General features: G+C 56.4%; 15 protein-coding genes. 7 read left to right on the top strand and 8 right to left on the bottom strand.

The annotated features are described in order from the left end of the window. The first annotated feature begins 35 nt into the window (after positions 1-35). Entirely contained in the window at positions 36-461 is a 426-nt protein-coding gene (locus BC777_RS16080) for a tellurite resistance TerB family protein (RefSeq protein WP_375342425.1), read from the top strand. On the opposite strand, the gene dacB is transcribed toward BC777_RS16080, so the two are convergent. The 3 genes from dacB to BC777_RS16095 form a co-directional block, all read right to left on the bottom strand. Beyond that, positions 462-1928 carry a D-alanyl-D-alanine carboxypeptidase/D-alanyl-D-alanine endopeptidase gene (gene dacB, locus BC777_RS16085; protein WP_311135477.1) on the bottom strand — a complete coding sequence of 489 codons (1467 nt, stop codon included), beginning with the start codon at positions 1926-1928 and terminating at the stop codon, positions 462-464. Beyond that, positions 1928-2524 carry a nicotinate-nucleotide adenylyltransferase gene (locus tag BC777_RS16090; RefSeq protein ID WP_100369215.1) on the bottom strand — a complete coding sequence of 199 codons (597 nt, stop codon included), beginning with the start codon at positions 2522-2524 and terminating at the stop codon, positions 1928-1930. Before BC777_RS16090 ends, dacB begins: the two co-directional genes overlap by 1 nt. A gap of 120 nt (positions 2525-2644) precedes the next feature. Further along, positions 2645-3082: a hypothetical protein gene (locus tag BC777_RS16095; protein WP_168769192.1), complete on the bottom strand. Its 438-nt coding sequence runs from the start codon at positions 3080-3082 to the stop codon at positions 2645-2647. A 218-nt stretch (positions 3083-3300) separates the two neighbouring features. Between BC777_RS16095 and BC777_RS16100 the strand changes: the two genes are divergently transcribed. The 3 genes from BC777_RS16100 to BC777_RS16110 are packed head-to-tail and all read left to right on the top strand — an operon-like array spanning position 3301 to position 6010. After that, entirely contained in the window at positions 3301-4233 is a 933-nt protein-coding gene (locus tag BC777_RS16100; protein WP_100369217.1) for an aldo/keto reductase, read from the top strand. Further along, the gene (locus tag BC777_RS16105) at positions 4230-5300 is read left to right on the top strand and encodes an NAD(P)/FAD-dependent oxidoreductase (RefSeq protein ID WP_100369218.1); all 1071 of its coding nucleotides are present in this window, start codon (positions 4230-4232) and stop codon (positions 5298-5300) included. Before BC777_RS16100 ends, BC777_RS16105 begins: the two co-directional genes overlap by 4 nt. Beyond that, positions 5297-6010 (top strand): GNAT family N-acetyltransferase, encoded by a 714-nt coding sequence (locus BC777_RS16110; RefSeq protein WP_100369219.1) that lies wholly within the window; start codon positions 5297-5299, stop codon positions 6008-6010. Before BC777_RS16105 ends, BC777_RS16110 begins: the two co-directional genes overlap by 4 nt. Before the next feature lie 71 nt (positions 6011-6081). Here the strand turns inward: BC777_RS16110 and BC777_RS16115 are convergent, their stop codons facing one another. After that, positions 6082-8577, bottom strand: a complete 2496-nt coding sequence (locus tag BC777_RS16115) for a GcvT family protein (RefSeq protein ID WP_100369220.1) — start codon at positions 8575-8577, stop codon at positions 6082-6084. A gap of 164 nt (positions 8578-8741) precedes the next feature. On the opposite strand from BC777_RS16115, the gene BC777_RS16120 reads away from it, so the two are divergent. Then, positions 8742-9395, top strand: a complete 654-nt coding sequence (locus tag BC777_RS16120) for an alpha/beta hydrolase family protein (RefSeq protein ID WP_100369221.1) — start codon at positions 8742-8744, stop codon at positions 9393-9395. On the opposite strand, the gene BC777_RS16125 is transcribed toward BC777_RS16120, so the two are convergent. Continuing rightward, positions 9392-10378, bottom strand: coding sequence for a 2-hydroxyacid dehydrogenase (locus tag BC777_RS16125; protein WP_100369222.1), 987 nt, complete (start codon positions 10376-10378; stop codon positions 9392-9394). The genes BC777_RS16120 and BC777_RS16125 overlap by 4 nt on opposite strands. A 108-nt stretch (positions 10379-10486) precedes the next feature. On the opposite strand from BC777_RS16125, the gene BC777_RS16130 reads away from it, so the two are divergent. Then, positions 10487-11017 carry an SH3 domain-containing protein gene (locus BC777_RS16130; RefSeq protein ID WP_100369223.1) on the top strand — a complete coding sequence of 177 codons (531 nt, stop codon included), beginning with the start codon at positions 10487-10489 and terminating at the stop codon, positions 11015-11017. On the opposite strand, the gene BC777_RS16135 is transcribed toward BC777_RS16130, so the two are convergent. Beyond that, the gene (locus BC777_RS16135; protein ID WP_100369224.1) at positions 11014-13041 is read right to left on the bottom strand and encodes a M3 family metallopeptidase; all 2028 of its coding nucleotides are present in this window, start codon (positions 13039-13041) and stop codon (positions 11014-11016) included. The two genes, BC777_RS16130 and BC777_RS16135, sit on opposite strands and share 4 nt — an antisense overlap. A gap of 53 nt (positions 13042-13094) precedes the next feature. Continuing rightward, positions 13095-14141 (bottom strand): HesA/MoeB/ThiF family protein, encoded by a 1047-nt coding sequence (locus BC777_RS16140; RefSeq protein ID WP_100369225.1) that lies wholly within the window; start codon positions 14139-14141, stop codon positions 13095-13097. Positions 14142-14464: 323 nt separating this feature from the next. Here BC777_RS16140 and dut point away from each other — a divergent pair, with 323 nt between their 5' ends. Beyond that, on the top strand, positions 14465-14908 hold the full coding sequence (gene dut, locus BC777_RS16145) for a dUTP diphosphatase (protein ID WP_211095390.1): 444 nt from the start codon (positions 14465-14467) through the stop codon (positions 14906-14908). A gap of 36 nt (positions 14909-14944) precedes the next feature. On the opposite strand, the gene BC777_RS16150 is transcribed toward dut, so the two are convergent. Next, the gene (locus BC777_RS16150; protein WP_100369227.1) at positions 14945-17794 is read right to left on the bottom strand and encodes a hypothetical protein; all 2850 of its coding nucleotides are present in this window, start codon (positions 17792-17794) and stop codon (positions 14945-14947) included. Between the last annotated feature and the right edge of the window lie 110 nt (positions 17795-17904).

Here is a 17904-nt window from a genome sequence, read left to right on the forward strand (position 1 = left end):
AGGCGTCAATAAATGTAGTCGCGAACGCAAAGGATATGATGATGCTCGAAGACGCCCCGATGACTGCGCAAGATGCGCTTGCCGCCCTGATGATCGCGATGTCTGCGTCGGACGAGCATATCCGCACGGCAGAGCTTGTAAAAATAAGCAACTCGATCAACAACCTACCCGTTTTTGCAGGCTATGATGCAGAGCGACTGCCGCGGATGTCCAAAATGGTGTTTGATCTGCTAGAACAGGAAGACGGGCTTGAAGCTCTTTTCGGGCTGATCCGTGATGCCTTGCCGGAACATTTATATGAAACTGCCTATGCCCTGTCCTGCGATGTCGCCGCCGCCGACGGCAACGTGGCAGGGCCAGAGGTGCGGATGCTGGAAGAGATTCGCGACGAATTGAATCTTGATCGTCTGCACGCCGCGGCAATCGAACGCGGCTCGCGCGCCCGCCATATGACACTGTGATCAGGTCAGCCTGAACGCCAGATGTCGCAGGATATCCTGCTGTAACTGCCGCGCCCGGCGGTTCCATCCCCGCGCGCCCGGCGGGCTTTCTGCCCCGCTGCGCTTTCCAGCCTCCCGCGCATCCAAGTCAGAGGCGAAGAAAGCAAAGGCCAAATCGCGGCCATTTTTGGTGCGCAGATATCCCGACAAAGATGAGACAAAGTTCAACGTGCCTGTCTTGGCTTTCACTGAAACGGCGGGATCGTTGATCACCTGCCGATCCTCCCCAACCAAATCAATGTCGCGCATGATCGGACGCAGCACCTGCATCACATCCGGTGCGCGCAACAACTGCACGATATCGCTTGGCGACACGCGCGACTGATCACCCAGTCCTGAATGATCAACAAATGACGGCAAAATCCCACCTGCGCGCGCATTGGCCCAACGTGACATGCCCAAAGCAGACGTGCGCAAACCACGCGGCACCCCCGCCCTTGCGGCTGTCGCCGCCATCCCCGCCGCCTCTGCCGTCAGGTTCGTTGAAAACCGCAGCATACCGCGCATGACATCACGCAAGGAAGCACTCTCAAAGCTGGCAAGCGGCGTGCCGCTGGGCGCAACCGGCGTCTCTTTGGGAACTTTCAGAACAATCCCATGACTGCGCGCAAAGATGGCAAACACCTCACCGGCGTAAAGGGCCGGATGCCGCACAGGCAGCCAGCGCGACCCTGCATTGTTCAAGGCAGAGCCCGCAACCGTCCATTGGTCGGTGTTGCCCAGATCCCTATATGTGAAGACAGGCAACGTGCGATCAACAACCCTGATCTGTGCCATCGTAACCTCAGGGCGATAATTCGCACTCCGCGCATCCATTGTGGTGACGTAATTGGTGCCCTCGCGTTTCCATTCAAAATGGACACGATTGAAGTTAAGGTTCAGACCCGTGATCGTCGGATTATATCCAAGGTGGTCAAATTGGGTCTCATCAATCTCATCTTGATTGACCAATGCGTTGTCCCACACAAGGAAGTCACCCCTGACTTCGCGCAACCCGGTTTCTTTCAAGCGCCGTGCAAGTTCCGCGATTTGATCAGTGACCAGGTTCGGATCACCTCCGCCAGCCAAAATCAAATTACCATCTAAAATTCCGTTCTCAATACGGCCTTCAGCAAATATGCGTGTCTCAAATACATGGCCTGCACCCAACGCCTCCACTGCATAAAGTGCTGTAAACGCCTTGGTCACACTCGCTGGTGGTTGTGGCTTGCTGCTGTCTAGATCCTCCAGCACCTCCCCCGTTTGCAGGTCTGCGACCACAACGCCAAAGTCACCCGAAAAGCCCTTGTTCGCCACAAGTCTGGCAATAGCATCCTTTGCGGGCGTGCGTGCGATCGGGCGAAGCGACGTCAATGGCGCCTCTGCAAATGCGGTCGTTGCAATTGTGGAAGCTGCACCTGACAGCATTGCACGGCGTGATAAACGCATCACCATTCACCTCGCTTGCGGATAGCGCTGGAAGACTGATCCGACAGCGGCAAATTCACGAAGGTCCAAGCCGGCGCTTCAGCCCGCCCCAAAATATGCGCTGCACGTCCGGGCAGGCGCGATTGCGCATAAACTCTTGCCGCCTTCGACATACGGGCCGATATCCGGTCACCGGGGCGCGCAACCACGCCAATCGGCACATTTTCCATAATCCAACGCCAATCCTGCCAAAGATGGAACTGCGCCAGATTATCCGCACCCATCAGCCAGACAAACCGCACACCGGGATAGTGCTGTTGCAATGCGACAAGCGTTTCAGCGGTGTACCGGGTGCCTATCCGTGCCTCGATATCCGTGATGGTCACACGCGGGTGCTGCATTATCGCACGGGCCGCCTGCATACGGTCTGCCAAAGGAGCGGGGCCATTTGCCTTTAACGGATTACCGGGTGACACCAGCCACCACAGCCGATCCAAACCAAACCGCTTCAATGCAACCTTTGAAATATGTACATGGCCCGCATGTGGCGGATCAAAAGACCCACCCAAAAGGCCAATCACCTGACCAAACCGCGCAACTGGAAATGCAGCGGTCATGGAAAATTCGGCTTGAGATGAATGGCAGGAAAAAATGGTATCGGCATTATTTGACTAAAGCTTGGTTTCATTTGCTCCGTAGTAGCCATTCCAATGCCAGGACTGTCAATGCGTCCCGTGCTATTTGGCTCTGAGACGATAACGTGTCGCGGTCAGCTGATCAGAAACTGCGCTGGTTTTGCTATCAATAAACCCGCGCCCACGCATATGGGTACGGATCATTGTATCGCCAACGGTGGCAGCTTTGCCTTTGGGGTTTATCATCCAGACATGCTTATCAGGATGAGCAAGCGCAAGATTACTAGCGGCCTCCAAATCAGGTACCTCCGTCAGGACTGCAATCAGTATAGAAGCCTGCTGCGGTTCGTTCACGGTGGCGTCGGCCAAGGCATCTTGCAATGGCGCGTCCTCATATGCGCCCGACACATAGGCCGGGTCTTGCGAAGACACCCCAAGCTTCTCGGCCAAGGTCGGCGGTTTTTTCAACAACGCCTTTTGCCAGCGCGCCGCTTCGGGCAACCCCATTTCTATCATCAATTCAGGGCCATCTATCGCCACGCACACTCCCTCATCCACGAGGGTGACACCCGTAATCTGCCCCCGTGGAATATCAATCCTCATCGCACCACGAAGTCGTAAAGATATGGAATCCAAATGTAATTTTGCCTCAGCTACATGACCCTCCCAATAACAGACTGCGACCGTTTCACGTCCCATCGTGCTCTCCAATATCACCACGTCTTTTCATCATATCACAGCCATGCCAAAGTTCTGAAATGACCGATTTGACAACGCGCAATGGCGCCCCGCTTTCAAGGCTCACCTTCGGTGCGATGCAGTTTGGCGGCAAGGCCAACCGGACCGAAAGCACGGCGATGTTTGAGGCCGCATATAACAGCGGCGTCAATCACTTTGATACGGCCGTCATCTATACTGATGGCGCATCCGAGACGATCTTGGGTGACCTGATCAAGCCTATGCGCGACGACATCTATCTTGCAACAAAGGCAGGCTATGCAGGGGGCGCCTCTCGTGCCAACATCCTTTCGCATTTCGATACATCCCGCACGCGCCTGAATGAGGATGCGGTCGATCTGCTTTACATGCACCGCTTTGACAATGACACCCCACTTGAAGACACGTTTCACACCTTGGCAGAACTGCAATCCCAAGGGATGATCCGGCACATCGGCGTGTCGAACTATGCCGCATGGCAGGTGATGAAGGCGCAGGCGGTGGCTCAGTCCTTTGATACCAAAATCGACGTGATCCAGCCCATGTACAATCTTGTCAAACGGCAAAGCGAGGTTGAACTGTTCCCGATGGCCGCCGACCAAGGCATCACCGTCGCCCCCTATTCGCCCTTGGGCGGCGGGCTTTTAACTGGCAAATATACCCAAGGCGGCACAGGACGCCTGACCGAAGACCCACGCTATAAGGCGCGCTATGACCAAGACTGGATGCATGAAACGGCCGGAAGACTGGATGCATTGGGCGCTGATCTGGGCATCAACCCCGCCACGCTTGCTGTTGCTTGGGCGGCAGGGCATGCCGTGCATCCGCTTCCCATCATTTCGGCACGCTCAGCGGCACAATTGGCACCATCACTCGCCGCAATGTCGTTCGAAATGACACCGGACCTTTACGATCAAATCACGGCGCTCAGCATCACACCGCCCCCCGCGACAGACAGGCTTGAAGAGCAATGATCGATTTTCTGATTATCGGCGGCGGCATTGCAGGCGTCTCTGCCGCAGCGCGCCTGTCTCAGCTTGGGAGCGTCACGCTGCTGGAAGGGGAGGACGCGCTGGCCTATCATGCGTCCGGCCGGTCCGCTGCGATGTTTGAGCAAAACTACGGCAAGCCGTCCACGGTCATGCTGAACAAAGCCAGCCAAGCATTTCATGAAAAGGCGGATGTCTTGAGCCCGCGTGGCTTGATGCTGATCGGGACCGCGGCCACAGCCGATGCCTTTGATGCTGACCAAAAAGATATGCAACTTGACCCGATCAGCCTGCAAGACGCCAGAGACATGCTGCCGATCCTTGATACGGGGCTTGTTGATCGCGCTGCATACCATGCATCCGCATGGGACATTGATACCGATAAGCTGATCCAAACCTTCGCGCGCAGCGCCCGCGCCAACGGTGCAACAATCCATACAAAGACATGTGTTGATGGGATCAGACGGATCAATACCGGCTGGGTGGTCAGCGCCGGGGACACAGAATTTAAGGTCCGCAATCTGGTGAATGCGGCAGGGGGGTGGGTCGATCCCATCGCTGAAATGGCGGGTATTGCGCCACTTGGCTTTACCCCGCTGCGCCGGTCCATGGCGCGTATCCCTGCACCCGGCGCACATAACGTCAGCATATGGCCGATGCTGTTTGGCCCCGGAGAAAACTGGTACGCCAAACCCGACGCAGGCGCGCTGATCGTGTCGCCCGCCGAAGAAGACCCGACAACGCCGCATGACGCTTACGCCGATGACATCGTACTCGCAGAAGGCTTGGCGCGCTATGAGGCGCATGTCACAGAACCGGTCACGCGCCTGTTGAGTTCCTGGGCCGGGCTGCGCACATTTTCACCAGACCGGACCCTTGTTCTAGGCCCTGATCCACGCGATCCCAGTTTCATCTGGTGTGCGGGACAGGGTGGATATGGGATGCAATCGGCACCCGGCGCCAGCCAACTGCTTGCTGATCTGGTAAGCGGAGCCCGATCAGAGCTTCCCGAAGACACGATTGCGGCGCTATCACCACAGAGGTTTGCATGACCGATCACTTCAACGCGCACGGCCAGCCTATTGGCGCCCCAGTTTCCGACTGGACCGGATGTGACCCGATCCCGCGCACACCAATGCACGGGAGCAGTTGCGACGTGGTTCCGCTTGAAAGACAGCATAGCGCCGCACTGCATACCGCCTTTTCTCAAGACGAAAGCGGGGCACTTTGGACTTACATGCCGACCGGCCCGTTCCAATCCGAGAGCGACTATGCGGCTTGGGTCGCGCAGGCGGCCGACAGTCAAGACCCACTCTTTTTCGCGATCATCGGTAAATCAAACGGTCAGGCCGTTGGCGTCGCCAGCTTCTTGCGCATCCAACCTGAAAACGGTGTGGCAGAGGTGGGCTACATCACCTTTGCCCCCGCGCTGCAACGGACCGTCATGGCGACCGAGGCAATGTATCTGATGATGAAACGCGTTATGGGTGAGTTAGGCTATCGCCGTTACGAATGGAAATGCGATGCGCTGAATGCGCCATCCCGGGCGGCGGCAGCGCGGCTGGGATTTCAATATGATGGGCTGTTCAAACAAGCGCGGGTTTACAAAGGGCGCAACCGCGATACGGCTTGGTTTTCAATCCTTGATCGTGATTGGCCTGCGCTGCAAAGGGGATATGAAGCATGGCTTAATCCGGCGAACTTTGACGCCCACGGCCGACAGCGGGCATCACTTCAGGCGTGCATTGCCAGACCAGATTAAACAAAGCGAAAGCGGAACCGCCTTGCCGAAAAGTAAGGTGGGTTTAAACCCACCTTACATCGCCGCATCTGTTAACCATCCACGCGGATCGTAGTGTTTTTCGGATCGTAGGGACTGTCCTCGACAATCTCGGCATTCCACAACTGATCCAGCATCTTGACCTGCAGCTTTGTGCCCACCTCTGCCAGTTCCGGCTTCACATACCCCATACCAATCGACTTCTCGAAAACCACCGAATACCCCCCCGAGGTCAGACGCCCCACGCGCGTGCCATCCACCCCATAAAGCGCCTCGCGCCCCCAAGGATCGGCATCTGTCGGTCCATCAATCAGCAGTGTCACACATTTGGAGCGGATGCCGGTCGCTTCCATCGCCGCCTTCCCGTTGAAGTCCTTAGACAAGTCCACAAATCGCGGCAGATCGGCCTCCAGCGGCGTCGCATCACGCCCCAGTTCCGTCCCAAAGGCGCGGTAAGACTTCTCTTGCCGCAGCCAGTTTTGCGCCCGTGCACCGACCAGCTTCATGCCATATGGTTGGCCCGCTTTTTCAAGAAGATCAAAGAGGTAGTTTTGCATCTCAATGGGGTGATGCAATTCCCACCCCAATTCACCGGTATAGGCAACACGGATCGCATTGACCGGGCACATGCCCAGCTCAATCGGCTTGGCAGATAACCACGGGAAGCGCTTGTTGGATAGCGCCGTGGCGGGGTCCGCATCCTTGATCACCGCGTTCAGCACGTCGCGCGACTTGGGGCCAGCAATCGCAAAGACCCCCCATTGCGTCGTGACATCCTGCTCGTTGATGCGCCCGAACTCTTCTTCCTTCTCCATCACAGCCTTGTAAAGGAAATCCTGATCATAAGCGTGCCAGCCACCGGCCGACACGAGGTAATAATCATCCTCGGCCAATCGGACGATGGTGAACTCGGTCCTGGTCGTCCCATGATCGGTCAACGCATAGGTCAGATTGATACGCCCCACACGCGGCAATTTGTTTGTCGTAAACCAATCCAGAAACGCCGTCGCCCCCGGCCCGCTGATGCGGTGTTTGGCAAAGGCTGTGGCGTCGATCAGACCAACGCCCTGACGAATAGCCTTGGCCTCCTCCACCGCATATTGCCACCAGCCACCACGACGGAAAGACCGGCTTGCCTTGTCGTCAAATTCGGCCGGGGCAAAGTAGTTCGGCCGCTCCCACCCGTTCACAAATCCAAACTGCGCCCCGCGTTCTTTCTGCCGGTCATAAGCAGGCGACGTGCGCAAAGGGCGGCAGGCTGGCCGCTCTTCATCCGGATGGTGCAGGACATAGACGTGGTCGTAGCATTCTTCATTCTTGCGCGCTGCAAACTCGGTTGTCATCCAATCGCCGTAACGCTTGGGGTCAAGCGACGCCATGTCGATCTCTGCTTCACCATCAACCATCATCTGGGCGAGGTAATAGCCTGTACCGCCCGCCGCAGTGATTCCAAAGGAAAAACCTTCGGCCAGCCACATGTTCTTAAGCCCCGGTGCCGGGCCAACAAGTGGATTACCATCGGGCGTGTAGCAAATTGGACCGTTGAAATCGTCCTTCAGCCCGCTGTCCTCGCAAGAGGGAATGCGGTGGATCATCGCCATATATTGCTCTTCAATCCGCTCCAGATCGAGCGGAAAGAGATCAGCACGGAAACTATCAGGCACACCATATTCAAAGACCGCTGGCGCGCCCTTTTCATAAACACCCAAAATCCAACCACCACGTTCCTCGCGCACGTAAGACTGTGCATCAGCATCGCGCACAACAGGATGTTCCACATTGCCGGCAGCGCGGAACGCTTCCAGCGCGGGGTCTTTGTCCATGACGATAAACTGGTGTTCCACCGGGATCGCGGGGATCTTTATGCCAAGCTTCTTGGCAGTCGTCTGCGCATGGTTGCCCGATGCGGTCACAACATGCTCTGCGGTGATGACAATCTGCTCATCCGAGGGCACAAGGTTGCCGCCCTTCTCGACCATCTTCGTGCAGGTGACTTCCCAAGCCTCACCGGTCCATTCAAAGGCATCCGCCTGCCATTTCCGCTCAATCATAACACCACGCTGGCGCGCGCCCTTGGCCATGGCCTGCGTGACATCTGCAGGGTTAATGTAGCCGTCAGTATGGTGGTAAAGCGCGCCCTTCAAATCCTCTGTGCGGATCAAAGGCCATTTCGCCTTAATCTCATCCGGTGTCATCCAGACGTAAGGCACATCGCAGGTCTCGGCTGTGGAAGCATAAAGCATATATTCATCCATCCGTTCCTGTGTCTGCGCCATGCGCAGATTGCCAACCACGGCAAAACCGGCGTTCAGACCCGTTTCTTCCTCAAGCGACTTGTAAAAATCGACCGAGTATTTGTGGATATGTGTCGTTGCAAAGGACATGTTGAACAAGGGGAGCAGGCCCGCCGCGTGCCAAGTCGAACCAGACGTCAGCTCATCCCGTTCAAGCAGCATCACATCGTCCCAGCCTGCCTTGGCCAGATGGTAGGCAATCGATGTGCCAACAGCGCCACCACCGACGACCAATGCTTTGACTTGCGTTTTCATGATGACGATTCCCCTTGGCATCCTTGGCGCTAATTTGCGCGAAACCGCCGCCGAGAGAAAGAACCAGCCGACCGGATACGGCGCAAAACCGACAAGGGTCAGGGTTTCCCGACTGGGCAGAAAGCACCAATCATGGTTCGCTTTTACCATTTGGAGGTATTGTGATGACGATTTACAGACTGAAAGATGCCGCAACGCTGGCCGAAGCCAGCTACAAAGCGGGGCGGATTGTAAGCCCCCGCGTCATCAAGTCTCTGGACCACGACGATGTGCAAGCCCATCTGCTGGACGGCAATATCTTACTGTTGCCCGGATCAAATTCGGTACGGGACTACGTGAAATTCAACCTCCGCCCACTGCGGTTAGGTGGTCAGCAGTTTGTGCTAAAGCACGCGACCGACAGCGAAAAAGGGGCGTCTGGCACGAAATGGCATCAGGGCTTCTTGCGCTATGCAGTTGAGATTTTTGAGTGGCTGAAGACAGAGAACGTGGGTCCAAACTATATCATAGGGCATTCACTTGGTGCGGCTGCCGCGCAAATTTTGTCCAAGACCTACAACGCCCCCGCCATCGGCTTTGCCGCCCCACGCCCAAAGTGGAGCAAACACGGCGTTGTTCGAGATGGGCGCTGCCTTTTGGTGAACCGCACCGACGATCCCGTGCCAAAGGTGCCCTCAACCTATCACCACATGGGCCAAACAAAACTGTTCAAATCAGCAAAGCATCAAACGCTTTTCGCGCATTCGATGCGGCACTACATCGACATCATCGAAGAGGACAATAAATTCAAAACCTTGCCCGAAACCTGGGGTGGTTAAAGCATCGCCGGGACCACCAGATCAGGCGGCCTGTGCCCATCGGCAAAAGTCTTGATATTCACGATCACCTTCTCGCCCATTTCGATCCGGCCTTCGAGGGTGGCAGATCCCATATGTGGCAGCAAAATCGCATTGGGGAGCGCTTGCAAACGCGGGTTAATCTCATGTCCGCGCTCGAACACATCCAGACCAGCACCCGCTATTTCACCTGCGCGCAGCATCCGTGTCAGCGCGTTTTCGTCGATCACCTCACCCCGTGAGGTATTCACGATCACTGCTTCGGGCTTCATCAGCTTGAGCCGCCGGGCGTTCATCAAATGAAACGTCGAAGGTGTGTGCGGACAGTTGATCGACAGGATATCAACGCGCGCCACCATCTGATCAAGGCTTTCCCAATATGTCGCGTCCAACTCTGCCTCGATCTCGGGACGTAGCCGTTTGCGGTTGTGATAGTGTACCTGCATGCCAAATGCCGCAGCACGCCGCGCCACGGCCTGACCGATCCGGCCCATACCCAGAATGCCAAGACGGCGGCCTTTGATCCGCCCGCCCAGCATAGCGGTGGGTGCCCAGCCACCCCAGCTATCAGATTGGGCCACGCGGAACCCTTCGGCCATCCGGCGGGTGACACCCAAAATCAAAGCCATAACCATATCAGCTGTATCTTCTGTCACCACGCCCGGCGTATTGGATACATGGATGCCGCGTTGACGGGCGGTCGCCACATCAATGTGGTCCACACCCGCGCCAAAATTGGCAATCAGTTTGAGCTGATCACCCGCGCGACCCAATAGCTTCGCGTCAATCTGATCAGTGATCGTACAAACCAGAACATCGGCGCGCCCCATCGCTTCGGCCAATTGCTCGGTCGTCATCGGCGTGTCGTCTTCGCGCAATTCGACATCGAAAAGCTCTTTCAGGCGGGTTTCCACCACCTCAGGTAACCGTCGCGTCACGACAACACTTAGCTGCTTACCTGACATGCAATCCCCTCCCACGGGTTTTCAAATGAAGCCTGTCATGGCAGGTTGCGCGAAAGGGACGCGCAGCACAAGAACCGCGCGCAGCAAAAAGAGCAGTAAGGGTCAACAATGGGTGCAGTTGCACTTTGGTTTCGGTTTTTTAACATCGCAGCCTTCGCGGTCATGATTGGTGCGGGCGCAATGTACGCGCAGCAAGGCGACGAAGGCCCTGCCATCGGCCCTGAAACCAACCTGCCCCTGCCGCGCTATGTCTCGCTGCGCGCGAGTGAGGCGAACGTCCGTCGTGGCCCATCCTTGTCTCATCGGATCGATTGGGTCTTTCAACGCCAAAGTATGCCACTGCAAGTGATCGCTGAATACGGCCATTGGCGGCGGGTCATCGACCGCGATGGGCAAGGTGGCTGGGTGCATTACCGCATGCTCTCTGGCGCGCGCACAGTTGTGATTGAAGAACCAGAAACCGTTCTGCGCAGCCGCCCCGAACCGGGCGCACTCGAAAATGCAATGTTGGAGCCGGGCGTCGTTGCCCGGCTGGGTGATTGCAATCCCGAATGGTGCCAACTGACTGCGGGCGGCTACAAAGGTTGGGCGCTTAAAACCGCGTTATGGGGCGTATCGAACGCCGAAATCCGCGACTAGGCGGCCTTGTCCAAACCGCGCCCCTTCAGCAGCGCTTCGACACCCGGTAAACGACCACGAAAAGCAGTATAGAGGTCCGCTGCATCAACGGATCCACCAGATGAAAGAACGGTTTCTTCCAACCGTTTGGCTGTGTCCGCATCAAAGGGATTTCCAGCCTCTTCAAAGGCGGCAAATGCGTCTGCATCCATGACCTCGGACCACATATAGCTGTAGTATCCGCTGGAATACCCGTCCCCCGCAAAGACATGCGCGAAATGCGGTGTTGCATGGCGCATACGAATGGCGTGTGGCATCCCGATCTCTTCAAGGATTTCCGCTTGCCGTTGCATTGGATCGGACGGGGCCGGGCCATCATGAAAACCTAGGTCAACGAGGGCTGAGGCGACATATTCGACGGTCTGAAACCCCATGTCATAAGTCGCGGCGCCCAGCATCCGTTGCAACAAATCCTCTGGCATCGGCTCGCCCGTTTCGGCATGCGTCGCAAACTCTGCCAGCACTTCCGGCACCTCAAGCCAGTGCTCATAAAGCTGGCTTGGCAGTTCAACAAAATCACGGGCAACGGAGGTGCCTGAAATGCTTTCGTAAGTCACATCAGACAGCATTTGATGCAGGGCATGACCAAACTCATGAAACAACGTGCGCGCATCATCATAGGACAAAAGCGCAGGTTTCCCCGCCTCGGGTTTTGCGAAATTGCAAACGTTCACCACATGCGGACGAATATCGCCGCTCAATCGCTGTTGCGATCGCATGGCAGAGCACCAAGCACCCGACCGTTTGGACCCGCGCGCAAAATAGTCACCCATAAACACCGCCACATGCACGCCATCGCGGGTGACATCCCACAGGCGCACATCAGGGTGATAGGCCGGTCCTTCGATGGCCGCGAACTCAAGCCCAAACAAGCGGTTGGCGCAGGCAAAGGCGGCCTCGATCATACGGTCCAGTTGTAGGTATGGCTTTAGCTCTGCCTCATCGAGATCATGCAACTCCTTGCGTCGCTTTTCCGCATAGAAACGCCAATCCCACGGCTCCAAAGGGCCATCAAATCCTTCGGCATGCAGCATACGTTCGAGGACGGCAGCATCATTCTCGGCCGCAGCCTTCGCAGGCTTCCACACTTTCATAAGAAGATCTCGCACCGCACTCGGTGCGCCGGCCATTTCGGTTTCAAGCTTGAAGTCCGCAAAAGTGTCGTAGCCCAGCAGATTGGCACGTTCTTCACGCAGTTTTAGGGTCTCGGCCGCAATGCCGCGGTTATCAGTCGCGCCGCCATTGGCACCACGCGCACCCCAGGCTTCATAGGCTTTCTTGCGCAAATCGCGCCGCTCTGAAAACTGCAAAAACGGTACGATCAGGGACCGGGACAAGGTGACAACCGGACCGTCCGCCTCTTTCTCTTCACCAGCGGCCTTGGCTGTCGCCACCACGAAATCAGGCAAGCCTATCAGATCATCCTTATCCAGTTTCATGAACCATTCCCGTTCATCGGCCAGCAGATTTTGCGTAAACTCCGTGCCCAGAACCGACAGCCGCGATTTCACGGCGCGTAAATCCTCTGCCGCTTTCCCTTCCAGCTGCGCACCGGAACGGACAAAGCCGCGGCGCGTCAGCATCAACACGCGCTGTTGCTCGTCCGTAAGATCCAATTGATCACGCTTTTCCCAAACCGCCTCGACCCGTGCGAACAGCGCCTTGTTCTCAGATACCTCAGAGCCATAGGCGCTCAACAGCGGCGCAAAATCGCGCTGCAATGCTTCGCGCTTAGGGTTACTGTCAGCACCTGCAACGTTATAAAAAGCGCCTAGCACGCGGCCCAACGTCTCATCCGCACGCTCTAAGGCTTCAATCGTATTTACGAAATCCGGCGCATCAGGGTTGTCGGCAATAGCGGCAATATTCACCCGTGATTCCACCAATGCAGCATCAACCGCAGGGGCAAAATCATCATCCGAGATCAAATCAAAGGGCGGCAACCCAAAGGGTGTGGTCCAGTCAGCAAGCAGCGGGTTTGTCATGGCAAGTCTCCTTTGAGGGATAGGTAGTGTATGATGGCGGAAACACCAGAGGCCTAGCGCAAGCCCTTGCCCTTGCAGACCTTACAACTCCCATCCGATTTTACAGCAATCGTACGCGTTTGGGCATAAAGCGCGTCATAGATCAGCAAACGCCCGCCGAGGCTTTCGCCCGCACCGGTGATCAGCTTCACCGCTTCCACCGCCATCATCGCCCCAATCACGCCAGGCAAGGGTCCGATAACGCCGGCTTCGGCGCAGCTGGGGACCAAGGCAGGATCAGGTGCCTGCGGGAAGACACAAGCGTAGCAAGGTGTGCCTTTGGCCGGATCGTAAACACTGATCTGCCCTTCCCACTGGGTGAGAGCCGCGGCAATCAACGGCTTTTCCGCCGCGACCGCTTGTGCGTTCACCAGATAGCGGGTTTCGAAATTATCACTGCCATCAAGGATCAGATCGTAATCAGCAAAAAGATCCGCCGCGATGTCCGCTTCAAGTCTGCGTGCATAGGGGCGCACCGTGACAAAGGGGTTCTGGGCCTTCATCGCCTCGGCCGCGGAATGGACCTTGGGCATCCCGATGTTACGATCAAGGTGGATCACTTGACGTTGCAGGTTCGCATTCTCGACCACATCGTCATCAACGACACCGATTGTGCCAACGCCTGCAGCGGCCAGATACTCCAACGCAGGCGCACCCAAGCCCCCTGCCCCGACAACCAAGACGTTCGCATCGCGCAGTGCCTTCTGGCCCGGACCACCAACCTCGCGCAGGATGATATGGCGGGCGTAGCGGTCAAGCTCGGTCGGGGAAAAGCTCTCGGATTTGACAGGCGGCGTTTGCGGTTGTCTGACCCGCGCTTTCAGCACGCCCAAAAACTTGCGGTAAAGCCACACCAGAACACCAAATCCAAAGAAAATCGCCCAAAGCCGCGCATCCCCGCCTGTTGCCATGCGTAAAGGATGACCATTGGGCAAGATCACATGAATCATCATAACGCCAACCAAAAGTATCGCCATCATGTTCCAGCGCACTGCATAGGGTGCTTTCATCAGCCACCCAATCACCCAAAGGGTGATGGCCATGGTGCCCACCATAATCATTGGCTGATCGCCCCAAGTGTGGCCCGCCCCAACGGGGTGCTTTGTTGGATCTGATGATAAGTAACGCCCCTTCGCGTCATACTGAACATAACTCAAACTTCTTTCTGTGACAGGGCGTGGCTGCTTTGTTCACTATATATCTACGTCACCCATCCCTGATGAAAAGGCCAATACGGTTATTCATTGCCCCGCCCATGTCAAACGACGACCTCCAATGCTTATTAGCCAGCTTTATTGTGCAATCAAAAGAGTTGCATCAAACTGTGACGGGTCTACTCAGGCACGGCATTAATAGAATGAACAACATGGACAGGGTTACAGAAATGATCTTGAAATTCTTGCGTTTGCCGAAAAATGATCTGCCCCTGCCCGCATATGAAACACCTGGTGCTGCCGGCATGGATCTGCGGGCCTGCCTTCCAGAAGGGCCAATGATCATTGCACCCGGCACGACCGTCGCGGTGCCCACTGGTTTTCAGATTGAACTCCCCGCAGACACGGAACTGCAGATAAGACCGCGATCCGGGTTGGCAACGCGTGCGTCAATTCTGGTGCCAAACAGCCCGGGAACCGTTGATTGCGACTATAGAGGCGAAGTGAAAATCGCTTTGTTGAACTACGGCCATGATCCATTCACGGTGTCGCATGGTGAACGGATTGCGCAAGCAGTCATTGCACCCGTTCTCCGCCCCAAGGTCATCGAAGTGACTGCGCTGACCGAAACCGACCGCGGCGCTGGCGGCTTTGGGTCAACGGGTTTGGACTAAACGCGTCGTTTTCGTCCTACGTTTTGTGGACAATCACTAAAGCAGCCCAAATGTGACGGTTGCCAGATCGAAGTCACAAATGATGACACGTTGATGGTCGTCAATCAAAGCCAGCCTGCGGTTGCCGCTATGATTGGATGACATGGCGCATGTCGCGCCCTCCAGTATGGCAAAGGGCTGCTTTTTCTGTTGCCACATCACGAAACGCGGCGCGCCTGAGGCGTCGCTGTTGATCACGCAGGCACCCTCTTCCGGTACGCCGATCACCTGCGCAAAATCTGTGAGGGTGTCAAAAAATGCAGCATTGTTGGACATCACTTCTTGTTCTTCCGCAAAGTCATAAGGAACCAACCGCAGCGCCCGGCCCTTTGGTTGCCATTGCGGCGAAATCGCCTGTGTTGCAGGCCAGAATTGGTTTGCCGCGGTCCATAGATGCCGTGTCTGATACACCAGTCGCGCCTCCTCACCTGCAGGATCAACGATGCTGACGTTCAGGTTCTCATTCGTAAAGCTCAACCACCAGGTTTCGATCAGGCCGGGTGCGCCGCCATTGACACGCTGCGACACCCATTGGACCCTGTTTTTGCCTACGTGAAACCCAAGAACAACAATGGGAACGGTCTGCGTGATTGACCACAGGAAATCAAAGCGTGGCACATCATCCAAAAGGACAGATACATCAAACGCACCAATTGCCTGTGGCGTCTGAACCACCCATGCCGCTGCACTCATATTCTGATGCCAGGCAACCAGCGCGATGCGTCCCAATGCGCGGTAAGAGTGGAGCGCCGTATCCAAGAGTGTAAGCTGTTTTTCAGCACCATCCGCTTGTATCAGAATCACCAGTCTACCCGGCCCAATCGGGACGATCCCCACCAATCCAGTCATCTGATCGGTCCAACGACGTTTGCCGTTTGCATCCAGAAGCGTCAACTCACCGGTCTTTGCGCCAACCAGCGTGTGACCATTGCCAACACATGCGATCATGGTCCAGTGCGGCTGCACCGTCAGCGCGGCAGAGGGCAGTGCGAAACTGCGCCTTTGCGGTGTTGTTTTAGGTTTTGACCGTACGACTTGACGCAAATCCTCGGCCAGCACGGTGACGTTCATTTCCTTTGCAGCCCGCCGCAGCTCTGCCAGCGGTGCCGCAGCGGGGTGGTCCGCATCATAGGCAAGCGTCGCGCGAATGACAGCATCGCCAAGCAGCGGCGCGCGCTCTATCCAAAACGGATCGGTGCCAGATTGTTTTTTGGGCTTTTGTTCGACAAGCCCCGCAAGCAAGGCCCGTCGTGCCGGGGCGTCTACCGGGTCAGCGCCATGAATCAGGTCGTGCAGGTAGGTTTCCAGTATTTCTATGCTGTTCTCGGCCGTGCCGATAAAATCATCGTTCAGCGCAACGGGTCGCCAATCAAGCGCGATGGTCGCAGCAACCAAGACCGGCGCTTCACTCAGAAGGCCAGCCAGAACAGCTTGTTTCGTCACAGCAATATGCAACGTTTTCAAGGCCGGCCTGCCCGCACTCTGCATCACCGCGCCGGACAGATCACCCGCCGTAATAAGATCTTTGATCCAATGTCCCCGCACAAAAGCCGCAAACTCCGGATCACTCTTTTCTGAGATATTTGCGATGTATTCCATCGCATCATGACGTTTTGCCAAAGCCAAAGCGATCTCTTTCTTACCCGCTAAAAACCAAAGGCGCGCTGTGATATGTCCGGGGCTTTTGCGTGCCGTCGCCAATTTCGCCGCATCTTCAAAGGCCTTCAGCCTTTCAAGCTCTGACAGTGCTTTGGGGATATCTTTAAGAAGCTCTGAATAGATAAACGCGGCACGCCGATGATCACCATCAGCCGATAGTTTCTGCGCAAGATCGCGGTACTGTGCGGCCATCTGAATAAAAGACCGATCGTTCAGAATGGACGCGGTCGGGCGCGCGAGGCCGGACAAATCCATGTCCAACGTCGCGCGTGGTTTGGGTAGTGACGCAGGACCATGGTTGCGCCTGTTGTCCTTGGCAGCCTGCTCTGCACCAAGCGCCAAAGCACGTTTGAGGGCGCGGTCAATCTCACCGTTTTCAATCATCCGGCTGACTTCATTGATGTGCCGAGAAAGGTCTGCACGTAATTTGTCGCCCAAGTGGGTGTTCCACAATGCCCATGACTTAAGCCGGTCAAACATACCAGGCCCGCGATACCTTGGTGGGACAGCACTTCGGTTGGTGGCGCGGGCACTGGTCGCGCGGTTGCTCCCCTTACCGCCGATGACTTGGGAGCCAGTAAATAGCAGCCATAACCCGTACACGATGCAGCATGCGACGAATAGGCCAAACAAACCACTTGTTGCCCCAAGGGTGAGCACGCCCAAACTGCCGAAGGCGATGATCATGCCAAGGCAAATCAGCAAAAGGGTGGCTGCCAAACCACGCAAAGCCCTGCCGCCGCGTCGGACGTAATCCATAACGTCATAGGATTTGGCTGCATCAACCGCATCGCGAATATCCCCGTAAATCGGCTCTGCTTGTTTGATTTCTTGCAACACAGCGCTTTCGCGTGGCGTCTGAGGCTGCGGTTTTGGCGTGAACGGTGGCACGGTGGCAGGCTTCGGCAATGGCATTGAGCGTAAAAAACCCAGCCCTTCGAAGTCCCAGAACACAAGCGGGTCCACCGGCATGGCGGCGTATAAGTCATATGATACCGGCTGCCCATGTCGAACAACATGCAGGCGGTTCATACCACGATCAGCAGGGACGATGTGGCTCAGATCATAGCTGGCCAGCGTCGTTTGTCCGACCGCCCGCAAAGGCAACACTGGCCCTAAAAGTGCGGGGTCCAGCGTGACAGGCGCGTCAAAGGCAAAGCAATACAGGTCATTGATTTGGCGCAACATGCCTTTGTGCTGCAAATATGGCAGTAAGGCGTCCGGCTTGTCACGGGGGACCAAAACCCCGTCATACGGCCGTTTTTCCGCCCACAGCCAGTGGCGCAGCGGGGCTGGCG

Origin of the sequence: Yoonia maricola (assembly GCF_002797915.1) — a bacterium.
GTDB classification, from domain to species: Bacteria; Pseudomonadota; Alphaproteobacteria; order Rhodobacterales; family Rhodobacteraceae; genus Yoonia; species Yoonia maricola.